Consider the following 19,482-nt stretch of genomic DNA (forward strand, 5'->3'; position numbering starts at 1 on the left):
TGCTCAGCTTATGTAGCCTTCTCAAAATTACGCTCAACACCAGCAACCACGCTACTTTCAGCTAACTGTACCTGCGCTAAGCTACGCACGATTTCACTGGGTTTGCAGCGTTTCTAGGCAACTCATAATCCTCGGGTCCACGGCTCGAGTCCGTATGGGCCCACCACCTTTAAAGCCTCGTATTGCGCGGCTTTTGTATTTCTCAGCCCCGCTAGCTGCGCGTCACAGTTCCTCATTTTTCCCTGAACCTTTGCCCTTATTGCCCAGTCGGCTTTAAGTACCGTCGCGCTCCGCGGCGCCAGCAAAGGATGCGTGTTATGCGAGACCGCACCAGCAGGATCGCCGTTTCACCGCCGCACCTCGAACAGCTATGGCAGCGTTACCAGCGGGTGCGTGCTGCCAGTGAGCGGCTCTGTGAGCCGCTGGAGGCCGAGGATTATGTGATCCAGAGCATGGCGGATGTCAGCCCGCCGAAGTGGCATCTGGCGCATGTCACCTGGTTCTTCGAGGCCTTCGTGCTGCAGCCCTTTCTGCCGGGTTATCGCCCGCTGGATGAGCGCTACGACCATCTGTTCAATTCCTACTACAAGACCCACGGCACGCCCTTCGAGCGGTCGCAGCGCGGGTTGTTGTCGCGGCCGACGGTAAGCGAGGTGTACGCCTATCGCAGCCATGTCGATCTGGCCATGGCGCAGTTGCTCCAGTCAGGCAGTGAACTTGCCGACGAGGTTCTGCAGCGGGTCGAGCTGGGGCTGGAGCATGAGCAGCAGCATCAGGAGCTGCTGCTGATGGATATCAAGCACATCCTGGCGCAGAACCCGTTGCGACCGGTTTACCGGCATGACCTCAAGCCAGGCGGCGCTGACGCAAGCGAGCTGCGCTGGATTCAGTTCCCCGCCGGGCTGCGGCATGTCGGCCATAGCGGCGATGGCTTTGCCTTCGATTGCGAGCGGCCGCGCCACCGGGTGTTCGTCGAGGCCTTCCAACTGGCCAGCCGGCCGGTGAGCAACGGCGAGTATCTGCAATTCATCCACGATGGCGGTTATCGCAGCACGGCGCTGTGGCTGGCGGACGGTTGGGACCATATCCAGCGCGCCGGCTGGCAGGCGCCGCTGTACTGGCTGCGCGAGGGCGACGACTGGCTGGAGCTGACCCTAGGCGGCCCGCGCGAGCTGGATCTGCATGCACCGGTGTGTCACCTGAGCTACTTCGAGGCCGAGGCTTTCGCCACCTGGGCGCAGGCGCGTTTGCCACGCGAAGAGGAATGGGAAGTGGCCGCGCAGGACGATCCGCTGTGGGGCAATTTCGTCGAGAACGATCACCTGCAGCCGGTGGCTGCGGGCGCGGGTGATGGCCTGCAGCAGCTCTATGGCGATGTCTGGGAATGGACCGCCAGCGCCTACCGCCCCTACCCCGGCTTTCGGCCGCTGGGCGGCAGCCTGGGTGAGTACAACGGCAAGTTCATGTCCGGGCAGATGGTGTTGCGTGGCGGCAGCTGCGCCACGCCTGAAGACCACGTGCGCCCCACCTATCGCAACTTCTTCTACCCCACCATGCGCTGGCAGTTCTCCGGCCTGCGCCTGGCCAAGGAGCTCTGAGCATGGCATTGGCAATACGTACCCACGAACAATCCCTGACCCCGGAACAGGAAAGCCTGCGCGAAGAAGCGCTGCGCGGCTTCGCGGCCAGCCCGAAGACGATGTCACCGAAGTTCTTTTACGATCATCGCGGCTCGCAGCTGTTCGAGCTGATCTGTCAGCAACCGGAGTACTACCCGACGCGCACCGAGGAAACCATCCTGCGCCTGGCGGCCAACGACATCGCCGAGCTGGCCGGGCGTAATGCCAGCCTGGTGGAACTGGGCAGCGGCGCCAGCCGCAAGATCCGTCTGTTGCTCGAAGCCCTGCGCCCGGCACGTTACCTGGGCATCGATATCTCCCGTGAGTTTTTGCAGGTCTGCACGCGTCGACTCGCGGCGGATTATCGCTGGCTCGACGTGCACGCCCTGTGCGCCGACTTCAGCCAGCCGTTGAAGCTGCCCGCCGAGGCACTTGGGCAAAGGCCGCTGGCGTTCTTCCCTGGCTCCAGCATCGGCAATTTCGATCCGGATGAAGCTCGCGCCTTTTTGCGCAACCTGCATCGGGCGCTGCCGGCCGGCAGTGGCCTGCTGATCGGCGTTGATCTGGTCAAGGACCGCCAGGTGCTGGAGCGCGCCTACAACGACCAGGCCGGGGTGACTGCACTGTTCAACCACAACCTGCTCGAGCGCATTCGCAACGAGCTGCATAGCGATATCGACCCGCGCCTTTTTCAGCACCGGGCCTTTTACAACGAAGCCGAGTCACGCATCGAGATGCACCTGGTCAGCCGGCAGGCGCAGCGGGTGCGCATCGAGGATCGCGTGTTCGACTTCGCCGCTGGCGAAACCCTGCACTCTGAGAATTCCTACAAGTACACGCCGAGCGGCTTTCGTGAGTTGGCAGACGAATGCGGCTTCGCCTCGGTCGCCATGTGGCGCGACCCGGCGCAGCTGTTCAGCGTGCATTTCTTGCGGAGGGAGTGAGGGGATTCGTCAGGGAGAAATGGCGAACCGTCGCCAGGGGAGGAGTAAGCAAATTGCTGCGTGATCTTCTGCCCTCTCCCCCACCCTGTGCCCCAGCCCTTCGCAGAGCTCAGGTCGCAACAGCGGGCGAAGCGTTGCTTCGCTGTTTCCGCTGTAGCCCCATGAATGGGAGAGGGGAGCAAAGCGCGTTCGACATTAGTAGGCGAGCGCGCTCGGGACAGGCCTCAGCGTTTGGCGATGATATACACCGCGTGCACGATGCCAGGGATGTAGCCGAGCAAGGTGAGCAGGATGTTGAGCCAGAAGGCGCCGCCGAAACCGACCTGGAGGAACACGCCCAGCGGCGGCAGCAGGATAGCGATGAGGATACGAATAAGGTCCATGCGGTACTCCTTTACATTCCATAACGGGGTACCTGAATAGACTCTGAGCAGCGCCTGGCAGTTCATTCGCGGCGAGCAAGTCAGCGGCAATACTGAGAACCAGACGCTGGCGTCGCCAGGGATATGACTTTAGTCTGGCGCCAAGATGGAAGCGCCCCACATGCCTGAACAATCACAACAAGAACGCATCATCGTCGCCGACGACCACCCGGTTTTCCGCGATGGCCTGTGTCGTATCGCCCAGCGCGTCTTTCCTATGGCGTGCATTCTCGAAGCCGGTGACATGGATGAAGTGCTAAGCCTGGCGCAAGCCAGCACGGCGCCAAGCCTGTTCATGCTCGATCTGCTGTTCCCCGGCCAATCACCGCAGGCCATCAGCGCGTTGCGCCAGACCTTTGCGCGCAGCTCGATCGTGATCGTGTCGATGGTCGACAACCGCGAGTTGATCGATGAAGTGATGAGCGCAGGTGCGGACGGTTTCATCGGCAAGGCGACGCCGCCGGATGAAATCGCCGATGCGTTACTGGCCGTGCGCGCTGGCGAGTTCGTCCTGACCCTGGGCCCGTCCGGCGTGCCGGCCTTCGCCGAGGACCGTCATCTGCTGGAACAACTGACGCCGCGTCAGCAGGAGGTCTTGCTGCTGGTGGTGCGCGGCCTGTCGAACAAGGAAATCGCCCGCGAGCTGGCGATCTCGCCCTTTACCGTGCGCATCCACGTGTCCTCGCTGCTGCGCACGCTGGATGTCAGCACCCGCGCAGCGGCCGCCGCCAAGGGCGCCAAGGCCGGGCTGGTGTGAGCATCACGCGGCCTTGAGCTTAAGTTTCAATGCCACCAACAGCGAACGCAGCTCGGCGGGCTGTACCGGTTTCGACAGAATCGGGATATCGCTGTCGCCCACCTGCTCCTGCACGCGGCGCACATCGTGCCCGGTCATGATGATCGCAGGCACCTTACGCCCACTGCTGCGCCGCACGTGCTGGATGCAGTCGGCGCCCGAAGCCTCGGTGCCGAGGTCGAAATCCGTCACCACCAGATCGAAATGCGCAGAGGCGTCGGGCAGCGTGCTGAAGGTGGCAACTTCGCAGCCCCATTTCTGCAGCAAGGTAGCGGTGGCCAGCAGAACGTTCTGGTCATCCTCGATCAGGCACACACGCAAGCCATCGAGCATGCGCGGCGCCTGCAGGGTGCTGCGTTTGGCGGAGGACGGCTCGCTCGGCGCCTCGACGCGCTGCAGGCCGTCGATGACCGCCCGCGTACCGCGTTTCTCCACGGAGCGAATGCTGACGCGCATGTCCATCAGCGCGCCCAGGCGTCTGACGATGGCCAGGCCCAGGCCCATTCCCTCGACGTCGCTGTCGCGCTGCTGACGCACGCGGTAGAACTCCTCGAAGACGCTGTCGAGATGGCCGGCGGCGATGCCGCGCCCCTTGTCGTAGACCTCGATGGCGACGCCTGGCCCACGACGCCGACAGGCGATCAACAGCGGTTTACCCGGCGCATATTTCAGGGCGTTGGACAGCAGGTTCTGCAGCATGGTGGTGAGCAGCACCGGGTCGGCACGCACGTACAGCGGCGGGCAGCGCAGGCGCATCTCGACCCCGGCCCAGCGCGCCGCTTCGGCGTTTTGCTGGATGAGCTGCTGCAGCAGGCTGCGCAGCTCCAGCGACTCCAGATGCGGCACCACCTTACCGCTGTCGAGCGAGTACATATCGAGAATGGTGCGGAACAGGCGTGCGACGCTGTGCAGCGATTTGTCGATGTTCTCCACTAGGCGCCGCTGCTCGGTGCCCAGACTGCTGTCGCGCAGGCAGGCGGTGAACAGGCTAATGGAATGAATGGGTTGCCGCAGGTCATGGCTGGCCTGGGCGAGAAACTGCGACTTGGCGCGGTTGGCGGCCTGCTCGGCCTCGGCCGCCTGGCGCGAGCGTTTGAGCAGGACATGCATATAGGTCGGCGCCATCAGGGTGGTGAGCAGCAGCGTGACGATCAGGTAGGGCTGGGACTGCCAGTACGCCGACAGGCTGGCGACCAGCGTCAGCGACAGCAACGCCATCAGGGTGGCCAGCAGCAAGTAGCCGGAACCGTAGCGCAAGCCATAGCCGATGGTGACCCAAAGCAGAATCGCGTAGACCGGCAGCATGGCCGTGCCGCCGCATGTCAGGACCACCGTGATACCGGCATAGTCGGTGAGCATGGTGATCAGCCGACGCCCACGATAGTTGCCAGGACGCCGCCTGATATCGAACCAGATCAGCGTGGCAACAACGCTGAAGACGCACTCCAAGACGAAGATCTTCCATACCAGCGCCGGGTTGATCAGCGAGAAATAGTAGAGGATCACGATGTAGCAGGCCGCGACCGACATGAAGATCAGCCGCACCCCGGCCTGGGCGCGTTCGGTGTCGTAAGCGGTGGTAGCGGTCCCGGACATGACGTTTCCCTGCTGATTACAGCTCATGTTGTGCTGCCGGCACCTTAGGCCGGAGCCTGCAACCGGCGCAAGGAACTGGTTGGCAGGCACAGCGACACTAGTACACCCGCACTATTTCGCACGGTCCCACCCCTTCCTAAAATCCGGGCAACGCCTCGGCACTGGGTCGAGGACCGGTCATTGAAGGGAATATCTGATGAACATCAAAGGAGCCCTGGGCGTCCTCATGAGCGCCACCGTGCTGGCCTCGCTGAGCGGCTGCCTGGCGCAGAACACGCAAACCCAGGGACTGCAAAACACCCAACTGGCTAACGACCCATGCGCGCCGAGCGCCACCAGCAACCTGATCGCCACCGGACGCAGCCTGTTGGATATGGCCAATACCGTGCTGGAAACTCAGCAGAGCTTCAATGGCAACTCGGCGACCTATGCGAAACGCATGGAAGTGGCGGAGAACGCGCAGAAGGTCAACCAGGGCAACAATGTGCTGAATAACATCGAAAACCTGGCCGGTGCCGGCCAGCAGCCCTGCGCGCCAGCCGCACCGGCCAGCGCAGCACGCTAGCTGGCACTCACAGCCGCACGTCGAATTTGTCCAGTAGCAGCTCGGTCGGTATGTCGCTGCTGACCAGTTGATTGCGGCCGCGCTGCTTGCCGCTGTACAGGCGGCGGTCAGCGGCGCGGTAAAGCTCGGCGGCGCTGCGACCGTCCCTGGGCCAGGTGGCCAGACCAAAGGTGGCGGACAGCGTGATCTGCTCGCCGTCGTACTCCAGCGGCTGTTCGGCAATCTGCTTGCGCAACTTATCTACCAGCGGGTCAGCACCGGTGTTGTCGGTGTGACTGAGCAGCAGACCGAACTCTTCCCCACCCAGGCGACCGAGAAAGTCGGTCACGCGCAGACGCTGCTGGAGGATCTGGCAGATGTGTTGCAGCGCCATATCACCCGCCTCGTGCCCCCATTGGTCGTTGACCTGCTTGAAGTGGTCGACATCGAGCAGCACCAGAACCAGATGCCCGCTACTGCGTTCAGCCTCCTGAATGCTGCGTTGCAGCGCGTGCTGAAAGCTGCCGCGGCTGGCCACGCCGGTAAGTGAGTCGGTCTGCGCCAGGCGCTCAAGCTCCTCGTAGGCCTGCATGCGCAAGCCGTCGTAGATGTGCACGAACACCAGGATCAGCACGCCGCACAGGGCGGCGTTGCCCAGGTCGATCAGGCCGCGGGTGTCCAGGGTCAGGTGATTGTCGGCGAAGTACAGCAAAAGCCCGGCGAGCATGAACGGCGCGGTGAGCAGGAAGGCGCGCTGCTTGCCCAGCAGCAGGTAAGCCAGCAGCGGGATCATGTACAGCCAGACGAATGCCGCTGATGAGGCATCCGGCATGACGATGATGTAGAGGATGAAGCAGAAGGTCGGGATCAGGTACAGGTAGATCCACAGGTACAGATGGCGGGCGCGCTCGATGCGCCAGGCGCCGAACAGTAGCAAGGCGGTGCACAGCACTTCGAGGATGGCGAACGGATAGTTGCCAGCCAGGGCCTGCAGCACGGCAAAGCCTCCCAGGGTCAGGCCGGTGGCGAGCAGGATGGTGCGCATCAGCGCACGCTTGCCTGATTCGCGCAGCCCTTCGCAGTGCCCCGCGCCTACGTCCCTGTGATCGTTATAGTTGCCGTCGCCCATTTTATTGCCCAGCGCCGCCGCCCTCAGCAGTGCGCAGCCCCCCGCTGCGCACCATCAGGCAACTATAGACGGCCTTGCCTGTTTTACACCGCATAACCCAGCACACGCGGCAGCCACAGGGCGATTTCCGGGAATATCGCCACCAACAGCAGGGCACTGGACATCACCACGACGAACAGCGCGGCCCAGCCGACGGTTTGTTCCAGGCGTATCTTGGCGACCTCGGCCGTGACCATCAGGTTGATCGCCACCGGTGGGGTGAACTGGCCGATGGCGATGTTCATCGCCAGCAGGATGCCGAACCACACCGGGTTCCAGCCGAAGTGCTGCATGACCGGAATCAGGATAGGCATCAGGATCAGGTAGATGGAGATGGCGTCGAGCAGCATGCCAGCCAGCAGCACGGCGAGCATCACCAGAGCCAGCAACACCCAGCCATTATCCGACAGCGAGATCAGCCATTCGGCCATATGGCGGAAAGTGCCAAGCATGGTGCCGGCCCAGGCGAAGATGCCGGCCAGGGCGATGATCAGCATGACCACGCCGGAGATCACCCCCGCCTCACCGCACAGGCGCCAGAGGCTGCGCCAGTCCAGCTCGCGGGTGACGAACAGGCCGACCAGCACGCCATAGGCCACGCCGACCACAGCGGCCTCCGTGGGAGTGAACAGGCCGCTGCGCAGGCCGCCGAGGATCAGTATCGGAGCGAACAGCGCCGGCAGCGCCTGCTTGAAGCTCTCACCCAGCGGCGGGCGCTCGCCCTGCTCCGGGGACTCCCAACCATAGCGGCGCGACAGCAGCCAGGCCGGCAGCAACAGCACCAGGCCGGCGAGAATGCCGGGGAACAGGCCGGCGGCAAACAGCGCACGCAGATCGACACCTGGCACCACGATGGAGTAGAGAATCAGCGCGATGGACGGCGGAATCAGGATCGCCGTCGAAGCCGAAGCGGCGATCAGCGTGGCGGAGAACGGCTTGGGATAGCCCGCCTTGGTCATGCTCGGCAGCATAACCATGGCCACGGCAGCGGCATCGGCCGGGCCGGAGCCGCTCATGCCGCCCATGATCAGACAGACCAGCACCGCGACCATGGCCAGGCCACCGTGACGCGGCCCGATCAGCGCCTGAGCGAAGCGCACCAGTCGCAGCGCCACGCCGGCTTTCTCGAACACCAGGCCGGTGAGGATGAACAGCGGAATGGCGATCAGCGGGTACTTGGCGACGCCGTTGTAGGTGTTGGTGCCCAGGGTGGCGAGCATGTCCGGCGACAGGCCGGCAATGATGCCGATGGCGCCGGACAGGCCGAGGGCAAAGGCCACCGGCACACCGAGCGCGAGCAGTACGACGAAGCTGAAGATCAGCCAGAGATCAGGGCTCATCGCTGATTCTCCCGCGCAGACGATCCAGGGTGACCTGGGTCAGGCGCACGAATACCAGCAGCGCCAGAATCGGTAGCCAGATAACGTACCACCAGTTGGGCAGGCCCAAACCTGGCGACTCGGAATCCCACTGGAATTCCTCCCAGGCGAATTGACCGCCGTACCAGCACACCAGCCCCAGCACCAGCGCACCAGCCAGCCACTGCAGCAGGATCAACGGCGTGCGCAGGCGCGGGAACAGGCGCTCGAGCAGGCCGATACGAATATGTCGGTTGCTGCGCATGGCCACCGAAGCACCGGCGAAGGTGAGGATGACCAGCAGGAACACCGAGATTTCCTCGGTGAAGGCGAAAGAGGCATCGGTGAAATAACGCACCACGACGTTGGCCAGGCTGATCAGGCTGATGATCACCAGGGCCAGTGTGGCGAGCACGCGCTCCAGCGGCGCGTCGACTTGCTTGCTCATAAAAACCTCGAATGACCGACTTGGCGTTGTTCCGCGCAAGTGCCGCKGGSCCTCTCCCCCAGCCCCTCTCCCATAAATGGGAGAGGGGAGCGGATCGGTGTCGCGCTACAAACTGGCAGCATCACGCCCGAAACCCTTGGATTTCCGGTCAGATGAAACGAATCAGGGCTGGGCCACGGCCTTGCGTGCGGCGTCCATCAGCTTATCGCCAATGCGCGGTGCCCATTTCTCATGCACGCTGGTAGTGGCCTCGACGAAGGCGGCACGCTCGGCGTCGCTCAGTTCGATCACTTCCACACCGCGCTCACGCACGTCGACCAGACGCTGCGCCTGGGCGCCGCGCGACAGTTCGATCTCCCACTTGCCAGCGTCGATGGCGGCCTGGCTGAGCAGCTCGCGATCTTCCTCAGGCAGGGATTGCCATACGCGCTGGTTGACGGCGAACACCAGCGGGTCGGCCATGTAGTCCCACAGGGTCAGGTACTTCTGGCCGACCTGGTCGACACGCGCCACATCGAAGACCGACAGCGGGTTTTCCTGGCCGTCCACCGCGCCGGTGGTCAGCGCCGGTTTGGCGTCGGCCCAGCTCATTTGCGTGGGGTTGGCGCCGAGGGCATTGAAGGTGTCCTGGAACAGCGGCGAACCGACCACACGAATCTTCAGGCCAGCCATGTCAGCCGGGCTGCGTACCGGCTTGGCCGAGTTGGACAGCTGGCGGAAGCCGTTCTCGCCCCAGGCCAGCGGCACGATGCCGCGCTGCTCGATGGCGGCGAAGGCCAGCTTGCCAGCCTCACCCTGGGTGATGGCGTCGAGGTCGGCGTCGTTCTTCATCAAGAACGGCAGGGAAAACAGGTTGAGCTCCGGCACCTGCGGCGACCAGTTGATGGTCGAGCCCACGGCCATGTCGATCAGGCCGGAGCGCATGGCGGAAAATTCCTTGGTCTGGTCGCCAGCGACCAGTTGCGCATTGGGATACACGCGCAGGGTAATGCGCCCTTCGGAGCGCTCGTTGACCAGATCGGCCCACTTCTGCGCGGCCTGGCCCCAGGGGAAGGCGTCCGAAAGTACGGTGGAAACGGAGTATTCACGCGCGTGCGCGGTGGCGCACAGGGCGGTCAGCGCAGCGCCAGCGGCGAGCGCGGAGAAGAGTCGCTTGAGTTTCATCGGGGCGTCCTTGTATGGATCTTGGTCATTGTCGTTGTGGCACCGGCAAAGCGGTGCGGATCCAGCGGCGAGCGGGTGGCTCGCCTGGCGCGCCTGGTCGGCACGCAAAAGGGACACGGCAGGTGTCACGACTGCCGGGCAGGCCTTGTGGGCGATCGGCAGGTGCCGGCGGGTTACGCGCAGCCGCCCAACTATTCCAGAAGCGCGCGGCGAATGCCATTGTCTGATGACTGTTGACGTTGCCCGCCCCGATCCGCGCTGCCCATAATCACCGGCATCTCATTTCCGGACCCTCGCCCATGGCCATCTCCCGCGACGACCTCGACCAGCATGGTCTGATCATCGGCGTGTCGCCCGAGCGCTTTCGCGCGGTGGCCATGCCGCTGTTGTTCGATCACCTCGACGCGCAGTGCGAGGGCACCATCGCGGTCAATCGCCAGGCGCGTATCGTCTGGATCAACGACAAGTACGCGCAGAAGGTCGGCATCGCCGATGCACGCACGGCGCTGGGCAAGGAAATCGAGGAAGTGCTACCGGCCAGCCGCCTGCGTGAGGTGGTGGAAAGCGGCCAGCCGAGCATGCTCGATCTGATGGCCTTCGGCAGCGAGCACTTCGTGGTGACCCGCATTCCGCTGCGCGACGAGGACGGCACCCTGGTCGGCGCGCTGGGCTTCGTCCTGTTCGACCGCGCCCGCCATCTCAAGCCGCTGATGGCCAAGTACAACAACCTGCAGACGCAACTGCTCGCCACCCAGCACGAACTGGCCAAGGCACGCCGCGCGCGCTACACCATCGCCGGCTTTATCGGCGCCAGCGCGGCGGCCAGCGAAGTGAAGCGCAAGGCTCGCCGCGCCGCGCAGCTCGATGCCACGGTGCTGATTCGCGGCGAAACCGGCACCGGCAAGGAGCTGCTGGCGCAGGGCATTCACAACCTGTCGCCACGCGCCAACGGACCATTCGTCGCGGTCAACGTCGCGGCGATTCCGGAGACACTGGTCGAGGCCGAGCTGTTCGGTACGGCGCCCGGCGCCTTTACTGGCGCCGACCGCAAGGCGCGCATCGGCAAGTTCGAAGTGGCCAACGGCGGCACCCTGTTTCTCGATGAAATCGGCGACCTGCCGCTGCCGTTGCAGGCCAAGCTGCTGCGCGTGTTGCAGGAACAGGAGGTGGAGCCGCTCGGCTCCAACCAGGTCAAGCCGCTCAACGTGCGGGTGATCGCGGCGACCCATATCGACCTGGAAGCCAAGGTGGCCTCCGGGCAGTTCCGCGATGATCTCTACTACCGCCTCAACGTGCTGGCCCTGCGCGTGCCGCCACTGCGAGAACGTGCCAGCGACATTCCGGCGCTGATCGAACACCTGCTCGATGACCTGGCCAACCGCTCCGGCCTGGCGCCCATGGAGCTGACGGACGATGCCCTCGCCCTGCTCTGCGCGCAGCCGTGGAAGGGCAACGTGCGTGAACTGCGCAACCTGCTGGAGCGGGCGCAGTTGGCAGTCGATGGGCGGTTGGATGGCGAGGCCTTGCGCGGTTTGCTGGTCGACCCGGTCACGCCGAGTACACCGATGCCCGCTGCGCCAGTGATGATGAGCACGGCGCAGACGCTGGCCGAACAGCTGGCGCAGGCCGAGCGCCAGGCATTGGTGGCGGCACTGGCGGCCTGCGATGGCAATCGCCAATTGGCCGCCGAGCGCCTGGGCATTTCCCGCGCCGGGTTCTACGCCAAGCTGGCGCAGCATGGGCTGGGGCGAAGGGGCTGAGCACTGGTCGCTGGTCGTGGGAACGGCTGGGCGGCATTCCGCTTCAGCCGCGATTATCACCGAACCGGAAATCGCTTCGCGGCTAAAGCCGCTCCTACAGAGACCGTCGCTCACCACAATTGCGTAGCCAGGATGAAATCCGGGGATCAGGCGCCGCAAAACCTCGGATTACATCCGGGCTGCGGTTCGGGCGTAGGGTGGATCACGCTTTATCGATCCACCATTGGCTACACCGCTGAACGCAACGGTGGAAATGAACAGCGATTTCCATCCTACGAAACGCTCTTGTTGTCTAGAAATCTGGACAAGTTGCCCACCAGAAAATCCACAAATCTGGATTAATTCCAATTTTATGGACAAACGATTCTCCACCCCAGACTCCACGCCTATCCCCAAACTGGCCTGAAAAGCCCGCCCAGTAAGGCTTCCCGCACTATCGACCAAAGTCTCACCCCACCCTGGCACGACTCTGGCTCTGTATCCGGCAAAGGCGCACTGCCGCATCCGCGCCTTCTCGATAAACGGCCCTGAGCCGGTAGAACAACAACAAAAGGAACCACCCATGGGTACCCTCGGTATTCTGATTTCCCTCGCATTGTTGATGTACCTCGCCTATCGCGGCATCAACGTCCTGATCCTCGCCCCGCTGCTGGCCCTGCTGGCGTTGCTGTTCGCCGGCGACATCGCCCTGCTGCTGCCCACCTACACCCAGGTGTTCATGAAAGCCATGGGCGGCTACGTGATTCAGTTCTTCCCGCTGTTCCTGCTCGGCGCGCTGTTCGGCAAGTTAATGGACGACTCGGGATCAGCGCGCGCCATCGCCCACGGCATCGTTGCCAAGGTCGGCAGTGAGCGCGCCATCCTGGCCATCGTACTGGCCTGCGGCATCCTCACCTACGGCGGCGTATCGCTGTTCGTGGTGGCCTTCGCCGTGTACCCGATCGGCGCCGCGCTGTTCCGCGAGGCGGGCATTCCCAAGCGCCTGATCCCCGGTGCCATCGCCCTCGGCTCGTTCACCTTCACCATGACCGCGCTGCCCGGCACGCCGGCTATCCAGAACGCCATCCCCAACCCCTTCTTCGGCACCGACGCCTTCGCCGCGCCGGGTCTGGGGGTGATCGCCGGCCTGATCATGTTCGGCCTCGGCACCTGGTGGCTCACCGCGCAGTCGCGCAAGCTGATGGCCGCAGGCGAAGGCTACGGCGAGCACCGCGACGACCCGGTCGTCGAAGAGCGCCGTGACATTCCCGGCTTCTGGCTGGCGCTGCTGCCGATCTTTGTGGTGATCGCGCTGAACTTCCTGATGGCCAAGCAGATTCTGCCGGCCGTCGACACCAGCTACCTGGCCAAGCCGGAATACGGCGGTCTGCAGGATGCCAAATCGCTGATCGGTATCTGGTCGATCATCGTCGCCCTGGGCGCCGCCATCGTGCTGCTGATCGCCATGCACTGGAAGCGCTGGATGGATTTGAAGAAGAGCGTCAACGACGGCGCCTTCGGCTCCATGCTGCCTATCCTCAACACCGCCGCCGAGGTGGGTTACGGCACGGTGATCGCCTCCCTGGCCGGCTTCGTCATCATCCGTGACCTGGTGCTGGGCGTATCCAGCAACCCGCTGGTCTCCGAAGCAGTGGCGGTGAACATCCTCGCCGGTATCACCGGTTCCGCCTCCGGCGGTATGTCCATCGCGCTGAAGACCCTCGGCGCGCAGTACTTGGAAATGGCCAACGCCGCCGGCATCAGCCCCGAGCTGCTGCACCGTGTCGCCGCCATGGCCTCGGGCTGCATGGACACCCTGCCGCACAACGGCGCGGTGATATCGCTGCTGGCGATCTGCAAGCTCACTCACCGTGAGTCGTACAAGTTCATCTTCGTCAACACCGTGGCCTTCCCGCTGGTGGCGCTGGTGGTGGTGATCACCCTGGGCACGATGTTCGGAAGCTTCTGACGTTCTCTGTAGGAGCGGCTTCAGCCGCGATCTTCGCGGCTGAAGCGGAGCGCCGCCGGCCGCTCCTACAGCCCTCTGCAATTCACGAGTACCCGCAATGAGCAAGATCATGACCGCCGCCGAAGCCGTGGCGCGCATCCCGGACAACGCCAACCTGGCCACCGGCGGCTTCGTCGGCATCGGTTTCGCCGAGCAGATCGCCATCTCCCTGGAACAGCGTTTCGTGGCTGAACAAGCGCCGCGCGATCTGACCCTGGTGTATGCCGCCGGCCAAGGCGACGGCAAGGGTCGCGGCCTCAACCACCTGGCCCATGAAGGCCTGGTGCGCCGGGTGATCGGTGGCCACTGGGGTCTGGTGCCGAGGTTGCAGAAGCTGGCGGTGGACAACCGCATCGAGGCCTACAACCTGCCGCAGGGGGTGATCTCCCAGCTGTTTCGCGATATCGCCGCCGGCAAGCCTGGGCAGCTGTCGCGCGTCGGCCTGGGCACCTACGTCGACCCGCGCCATGGCGGCGGCAAGCTCAATGCGCGCACCACTGCCGATCTGGTGCGGCTGATGCCCATCGATGGCGAGGACTACCTGTTCTACCCGAGCTTCCCGATCCACGTCGGCATCGTCCGCGCCACCAGCGCCGACCCTGACGGCAACCTCAGTTTCGAGCGTGAAGCACTGACCATCGAGAGTCTGGCCATCGCCATGGCCGCGCGCAATTCGGGCGGTCTGGTGATCGCCCAGGTCGAGCGGGTGGTCGAGCGCGGCTCGCTCAACCCACGCCAGGTGAAGATTCCCGGCATCCTGGTGGACTGCGTGGTGGTGGCCGAACCGGCCAACCATCAGCAAACCTTCGCCACCGCCTACAACCCGGCCTTCGCCGCCGAGACCCGCGTGCCGGTGGACAGCCTGACGCCCATGCCGCTGGACGTGCGCAAGCTGATCGCCCGCCGCGCGGCGCTGGAGCTGAAAGCGGACGCGGTGGTCAACCTCGGCATCGGCATGCCCGAGGGTGTGGCGGCGGTGGCCGCCGAAGAGGGTGTGATCGAGCGCCTGACGCTAACCGCCGAGCCCGGCGTGATCGGCGGCGTACCGGCCTCGGGCCTGGACTTCGGTGCGGCGAGCAACCACAGCGCCCTGCTCGATCAGCCTTATCAGTTCGATTTCTATGACGGCGGCGGCCTGGATATCGCCTTCCTTGGGCTGGCCCAGGCCGATGCCGCGGGCAACCTCAACGTGTCCAAGTTCGGCAGTCGTCTGGCGGGGGCTGGCGGCTTTATCAACATCAGCCAGAACGCCAAGCAGGTGGTGTTCGTCGGCACCTTCAGCGCCGGCAAGCAGGATATCCGTATCGAGAGTGGCCAGTTGCGCATCATCGAGGACGGCGACGTGCGCAAGTTCGTCGCCGAGGTGGAGCATCGCACCTTCGCCGGCCGCCTCGCCGCCGAGCGCGGCCAGCCGGTGCTCTATGTCACCGAGCGCTGCGTGCTGCGCCTGACTACCGAAGGGCTGGAACTGATCGAAGTGGCGCCGGGCGTGGACATCGAGCGCGACATCCTCACGCGCATGGACTTCGCCCCCATCGTGCGCGAACCGAAGCTGATGGATGCACGGCTGTTCCGCCCCGAACCCATCGGCCTGGCGCAGTGCCTGGACTAGCGTCGGGACAATCTTTGAGCGTGAACTTACGGGCCTGAACAGGCCCGTTTTTTTGCCAGGAACTCAGCGCGAATCGTGGGGTGGACCACGCTTCACTGGTCCACCCTAAGTAGTCAGCGCGAATACCCCAGGTGGAAATAAACCGCGATTCCCACCCTAGGTCCTTTCACCCAGCTTATGCCGGGCGGCGTATAGGCAGACCATCTCCATCGCCAGGGTGGCGCCGGCCAGCGCGGTGACCTCGGCGTTGTCGTAGGGCGGCGCCACTTCCACCACGTCCATGCCGACCAGATTGATGCCGCGCAGCCCGCGCAGGATCTCCAGCGCCTGATGGCTGGAAAGGCCGCCACACACCGGTGTGCCGGTGCCGGGGGCGAAAGCCGGATCGAGGCAGTCGATGTCGAAGGTCAGGTACACCGGATGCTCGCCCACCCGCGCACGAATGCGCTCGGCGATCTGCTCCGGTGTGCTGCGGTGCACCTCGCGCGCATCGAGCACCTGGAAGCCCATCACGTCATCATTGGTGGTGCGCAGGCCGACCTGCACCGAGCGCGCCGGATCGACCAGCCCTTCGCGCGCGGCGTGATAGAACATGGTGCCGTGGTCGATGCGTTTGCCCTCCTCGTCCGGCCAGGTGTCGCTGTGTGCGTCGAAGTGGATCAGCGCCAGCGTGCCGTGTTTTTTCGCATGAGCCTTGAGCAGCGGGTAGCTGATGAAGTGGTCGCCGCCCAGGGTCAGCAACGCGCTGCCGGCCTCGAGAATGCGCGTGGCGTGCGCCTCGATCACCGCCGGGGTGTCCTGCGGCGTGCCGTGGTCGAACAGGCAGTCGCCATAGTCGACGCAGGCGAGCACATCGAAGGGGTCGAATTCCCAGGGAAAATGCCGCGCCCAGGCTGACAGGATCGAGGCAGCGCGGATCGCCCGCGGGCCGAAGCGGCTGCCCGGGCGATTGGTAGTAGCGGTGTCGAAGGGCACGCCGCTGATGGCCAGATCCACGCCGGTCAGGTCACGGCTGTAGCGCCGACGCATAAAGCTGGTAATGCCGGCGTAGGTCGGCTCGGCGGCGGTGCCGTAGAGACTGGCGCGGGTGATGGCCTGGTCGTTATCGAAGGCTTGATCCATGGTCGGGTACTCGTTTCGGTGATGTTCGCGAGCAGAGCTCGCTCCTACAGACTCAGTACTGGCTGCGGAAGGCCGTCCACAGGCGGGTGCGCTGACGCTGCTCGCGCAGGCTCAGCACTTCTTCGGCGAACAGGCGCTCGCGCACGGCTTCGGGCGGGTAGATATCCGGGTCGCCACTCACCGCCTCATCCAGCAGCGGCGTGGCCGCGCGGTTGGCGTTGGCGAAGAACAGGGTGTTGGTCAGTTCGGCAATGGCCTCTGGCTGCAGCATGAAGTCGATGAACGCGCGGGCATTGCCTGGGTGCGGCGCATCGGCGGGAATGGCCATGGTGTCGAACCAGATCAGCGTGCCTTCGCGCGGAATGCGGTAGAGCACTTCGAAGGGTTGCCCGGCCTCGGCAGCACGCGCAGCGGCCATGCCGGCGTCGCCGGTGTAGGTCAGCGCCAGGCAGGTTTCGCCCTTGGCCAGATCGTCGATCTGCCGGGCATTGCCGATGTAGCGCAGGTTCGGTTGCAGCGCGGCGAGCAAGGCGCTGGCTGCGTCCAGATCAGCGGCCTTGGCACTGTAGGGCGGCTTGCCCAGGTAATTGAGGGCGATGGCGATCACCTCCTGCGGCGAGTCGAGCACAGAGATGCCGCAGTCCTTCAGCTTGCTGGCGTACTCGGGCTTGAACAGCAGGTCGAGGCTGTCCAGGGCCACGCCGGGTAGGCGCTGCTCGACAGCCTGTTTGTTGATCGCCAGGCCTACGGTGCCCCAGGTGTAGGGCACGCCGTACTGGTTGCCGGGGTCGACGCTGGCCAGCTTGGCCAGCAGCTCGGGGTCGAGGTTGCTGGCGTTTTTTAGCGCCCCCACTGGTTGCAGCGCCTTGGCCTGGATCGCCCGCGACAGGCCGCTGGACGCGGGAAAGACCACGTCATAACCACTGCCCCCGGTCATCAGCTTGCTCTCCAGCACATCGGTGCTGTCGAAGGTGTCGTATTTGACCCGGATGCCGGTTTCGGTCTGAAAGCGCGCGAGCGCCTGCGGTGCCACGTAGTCGGCCCAGTTGTACAGGTTGAGCTGTTTCGGCTCCGCCATCAGCGGTGTGGCGATAGCCAGAAGCAGCAGGCTTGCAGCAAGACGCATGGTTTTATCCTCGGGCAGATTCGGTTGGCCGTGCCTCTCTGCTGGAGGCTAGGTTCTGTACGAAAAGTGCCTGCGCTCGGTGATGCTTCGTTAAAAATGGGTTCGGAATGCTCATTTACAGCTCGTAAACTCCGCTTCCTCACCCATTTTTGCCTCGCCTGACCTTCGCTCGACGACTTTTCGTACAGAACCGGGCATGCCGGCATCCTGCACCCGGCGTTGCTTCGGATAAATTCGAAGTGTTCTACTCCAACATCGACAGTCATCAATGTATGGAGCCCACATGCTCAGCCAATTGCGCGACCTTGATCTGCAACTGCTGCGCCTGTTCGTCACTGTGGTGGAAAGCGGCGGCTTCAGCGCCGCGCAGGGTGAGCTGGGCATCGGCCAGTCGACCATCAGCACACAGATGGCCAAGCTGGAAACGCGCCTGGGCTTTCGCCTGTGCGAGCGCGGCAAGGCCGGCTTTCGCCTGACGCCCAAGGGCGAGCAGGTGCTGGCTGCCACACGCAAGCTGTTCGCCGCCATCGAGACCTTCAAGGGCGAAGCCCAGGGCATGGCTGACAAGCTGCTCGGCGAGCTGCGCATCGGTCTATCGGAGGCGCTATCGGACGAGGTGATCGAGCGTATCGGCAAGGCCGTCGGACGTTTTCGCCAGCGCAACCAGGCGGTGCAGATCGAACTGCTCAGCGCCATGCCCGCCGAGCTGGAACGACGCCTGCTGCAGGATCAGCTGCAACTGGCCATCGGCTATTTTTCCGGCAGCCAGACGGCGCTGGACTATCAGCCGCTGTTCGACGAGCGTCAGCGCCTGTACTGCGGCCGCCAACATCCTCTGTTCGAGCGACAAACGCTGAGCGCCGACGACCTGCAGGACTGCGACCGGGTTGTACATCCCTATCGCTTCATCGCCGCCGACGAGCCCTGGCAGGGCGGTAGCAGCAGCGCCCGTTGCGAGCAGGTCGAGGGCAGCCTGGCATTCATCCTCTCCGGCGCGCACCTGGGCTATCTGCCCGAGCACATTGCCCAACCCTGGGTAAACCGCGGCGGCCTGCGCGCGCTGCCCGGCACCTGGGATTTCACCGTGCAGTTTCGCCTGGCCAGTCATCGCGGCCATCCGCCCAGCGAGGCGCAGAAGGCCTTCAGCGAAGATCTGCTGGATGCATTCAGCACCTGCTGAAACATCCGGGGTCTATAGTGGTTGTTCCTTCCTCACCACACCTTCTGGAGTACACATGAGCAAGACTTACAACGTCGCCGTACTGGTCGGCAGCCTGCGCAAAGCCTCCATCAACCGCAAACTGGCCCTGGCGCTGGCCGATCTGGCGCCCGCCTCACTGAATCTGGAAATCCTCGAGATCGGCGACCTGCCGCTGTACAACGAAGACGCCGACGGCGACAGCGCTCCGGCCTCCTACGCGCCGTTTCGCAGCAAGCTCAAGGCAGCCGACGCGGTGCTGTTCATCACCCCCGAATACAACCGTTCGATCCCCGGCGCGATGAAGAACGCCATCGATGTCGGCTCGCGCCCATACGGCCAGAGCGGCTTCAGCGGCAAGCCGGGCGCCGTGCTCAGCGCCTCGCCCGGTGCTATCGGCGGCTTCGGCGCCAACCACCATCTGCGCCAGTGCCTGGTGTTCCTCGACGTGCACGTGCTGCAGCAACCGGAAGCCTACCTCGGCGGCGCTGGCAACTTCTTCGACGAGAACGGCGTGCTCAGCGACGGCATCAAACCCTTCCTGCAGAAGTTCATCGATGCCTATGCGGCGTGGGTGGCCAAGCAGGCCTGATGCCTTGCGCCGCCCATTCCGGGCGG

Annotated in this window: 17 protein-coding genes; 9 read left to right on the top strand and 8 right to left on the bottom strand. The window is 64.3% G+C overall.

What is annotated here, in order from left to right; all coding sequences use genetic code 11:
- The first annotated feature begins 317 nt into the window (after positions 1-317).
- Together egtB and egtD are read left to right on the top strand one after the other, a co-directional pair.
- A complete protein-coding gene (gene egtB / locus RTH74_RS13015) occupies positions 318-1,598 on the top strand; it encodes an ergothioneine biosynthesis protein EgtB (RefSeq protein WP_316914930.1) in 1,281 nt (426 codons plus the stop codon).
- 2 nt (positions 1,599-1,600) lie between these two features.
- Positions 1,601-2,563, top strand: a complete 963-nt coding sequence (gene egtD / locus RTH74_RS13020) for an L-histidine N(alpha)-methyltransferase (protein WP_316914931.1) — start codon at positions 1,601-1,603, stop codon at positions 2,561-2,563.
- A gap of 224 nt (positions 2,564-2,787) precedes the next feature.
- Here egtD and RTH74_RS13025 read toward each other — a convergent pair whose 3' ends face one another.
- Positions 2,788-2,946 (bottom strand): YqaE/Pmp3 family membrane protein, encoded by a 159-nt coding sequence (locus RTH74_RS13025; RefSeq protein WP_003084988.1) that lies wholly within the window; start codon positions 2,944-2,946, stop codon positions 2,788-2,790.
- Positions 2,947-3,106: 160 nt separating this feature from the next.
- Here RTH74_RS13025 and RTH74_RS13030 point away from each other — a divergent pair, with 160 nt between their 5' ends.
- Positions 3,107-3,742 carry a response regulator transcription factor gene (locus RTH74_RS13030; RefSeq protein ID WP_316914932.1) on the top strand — a complete coding sequence of 212 codons (636 nt, stop codon included), beginning with the start codon at positions 3,107-3,109 and terminating at the stop codon, positions 3,740-3,742.
- A 3-nt stretch (positions 3,743-3,745) separates the two neighbouring features.
- Here RTH74_RS13030 and RTH74_RS13035 read toward each other — a convergent pair whose 3' ends face one another.
- Entirely contained in the window at positions 3,746-5,377 is a 1,632-nt protein-coding gene (locus tag RTH74_RS13035) for a hybrid sensor histidine kinase/response regulator (RefSeq protein WP_316914933.1), read from the bottom strand.
- Positions 5,378-5,573: 196 nt separating this feature from the next.
- Between RTH74_RS13035 and RTH74_RS13040 the strand changes: the two genes are divergently transcribed.
- Positions 5,574-5,942 (top strand): hypothetical protein, encoded by a 369-nt coding sequence (locus RTH74_RS13040; protein WP_316914934.1) that lies wholly within the window; start codon positions 5,574-5,576, stop codon positions 5,940-5,942.
- Positions 5,943-5,949: 7 nt separating this feature from the next.
- On the opposite strand, the gene RTH74_RS13045 is transcribed toward RTH74_RS13040, so the two are convergent.
- The 4 genes from RTH74_RS13045 to RTH74_RS13060 form a co-directional block, all read right to left on the bottom strand.
- Positions 5,950-7,050 (bottom strand): GGDEF domain-containing protein, encoded by a 1,101-nt coding sequence (locus RTH74_RS13045; RefSeq protein ID WP_125834858.1) that lies wholly within the window; start codon positions 7,048-7,050, stop codon positions 5,950-5,952.
- A gap of 83 nt (positions 7,051-7,133) precedes the next feature.
- Positions 7,134-8,429: a TRAP transporter large permease gene (locus RTH74_RS13050; protein WP_106733240.1), complete on the bottom strand. Its 1,296-nt coding sequence runs from the start codon at positions 8,427-8,429 to the stop codon at positions 7,134-7,136.
- On the bottom strand, positions 8,419-8,895 hold the full coding sequence (locus tag RTH74_RS13055) for a TRAP transporter small permease (RefSeq protein ID WP_106733241.1): 477 nt from the start codon (positions 8,893-8,895) through the stop codon (positions 8,419-8,421). Before RTH74_RS13055 ends, RTH74_RS13050 begins: the two co-directional genes overlap by 11 nt.
- A 162-nt stretch (positions 8,896-9,057) precedes the next feature.
- Complete coding sequence (locus RTH74_RS13060; protein WP_099525858.1) at positions 9,058-10,059, bottom strand: DctP family TRAP transporter solute-binding subunit; 1,002 nt, start codon at positions 10,057-10,059, stop codon at positions 9,058-9,060.
- 299 nt (positions 10,060-10,358) lie between these two features.
- Here RTH74_RS13060 and RTH74_RS13065 point away from each other — a divergent pair, with 299 nt between their 5' ends.
- The 3 genes from RTH74_RS13065 (at position 10,359) to RTH74_RS13075 (ending at position 15,418) form a co-directional block, all read left to right on the top strand.
- A complete protein-coding gene (locus RTH74_RS13065) occupies positions 10,359-11,819 on the top strand; it encodes a sigma 54-interacting transcriptional regulator (RefSeq protein ID WP_316914935.1) in 1,461 nt (486 codons plus the stop codon).
- 562 nt (positions 11,820-12,381) lie between these two features.
- Positions 12,382-13,767, top strand: a complete 1,386-nt coding sequence (locus RTH74_RS13070; RefSeq protein WP_316914936.1) for a GntP family permease — start codon at positions 12,382-12,384, stop codon at positions 13,765-13,767.
- A gap of 97 nt (positions 13,768-13,864) precedes the next feature.
- Positions 13,865-15,418, top strand: a complete 1,554-nt coding sequence (locus RTH74_RS13075; RefSeq protein ID WP_316914937.1) for an acyl CoA:acetate/3-ketoacid CoA transferase — start codon at positions 13,865-13,867, stop codon at positions 15,416-15,418.
- 156 nt (positions 15,419-15,574) lie between these two features.
- Here the strand turns inward: RTH74_RS13075 and speB are convergent, their stop codons facing one another.
- Together speB and RTH74_RS13085 are read right to left on the bottom strand one after the other, a co-directional pair.
- Entirely contained in the window at positions 15,575-16,540 is a 966-nt protein-coding gene (gene speB / locus RTH74_RS13080) for an agmatinase (protein WP_316914938.1), read from the bottom strand.
- Positions 16,541-16,592: 52 nt separating this feature from the next.
- Positions 16,593-17,666 carry an extracellular solute-binding protein gene (locus RTH74_RS13085; protein ID WP_316914939.1) on the bottom strand — a complete coding sequence of 358 codons (1,074 nt, stop codon included), beginning with the start codon at positions 17,664-17,666 and terminating at the stop codon, positions 16,593-16,595.
- 283 nt (positions 17,667-17,949) lie between these two features.
- Here RTH74_RS13085 and RTH74_RS13090 point away from each other — a divergent pair, with 283 nt between their 5' ends.
- Positions 17,950-18,846 (top strand): LysR family transcriptional regulator, encoded by an 897-nt coding sequence (locus RTH74_RS13090; RefSeq protein WP_316914940.1) that lies wholly within the window; start codon positions 17,950-17,952, stop codon positions 18,844-18,846.
- 55 nt (positions 18,847-18,901) lie between these two features.
- Positions 18,902-19,456, top strand: a complete 555-nt coding sequence (locus tag RTH74_RS13095; RefSeq protein ID WP_106733249.1) for an NADPH-dependent FMN reductase — start codon at positions 18,902-18,904, stop codon at positions 19,454-19,456.
- The last annotated feature ends 26 nt before the right edge of the window (positions 19,457-19,482 follow it).

Origin of the sequence: Pseudomonas sp. zfem001, assembly GCF_032621725.1 — a bacterium.
Classification (GTDB): domain Bacteria; phylum Pseudomonadota; class Gammaproteobacteria; order Pseudomonadales; family Pseudomonadaceae; genus Aquipseudomonas; species Aquipseudomonas sediminis.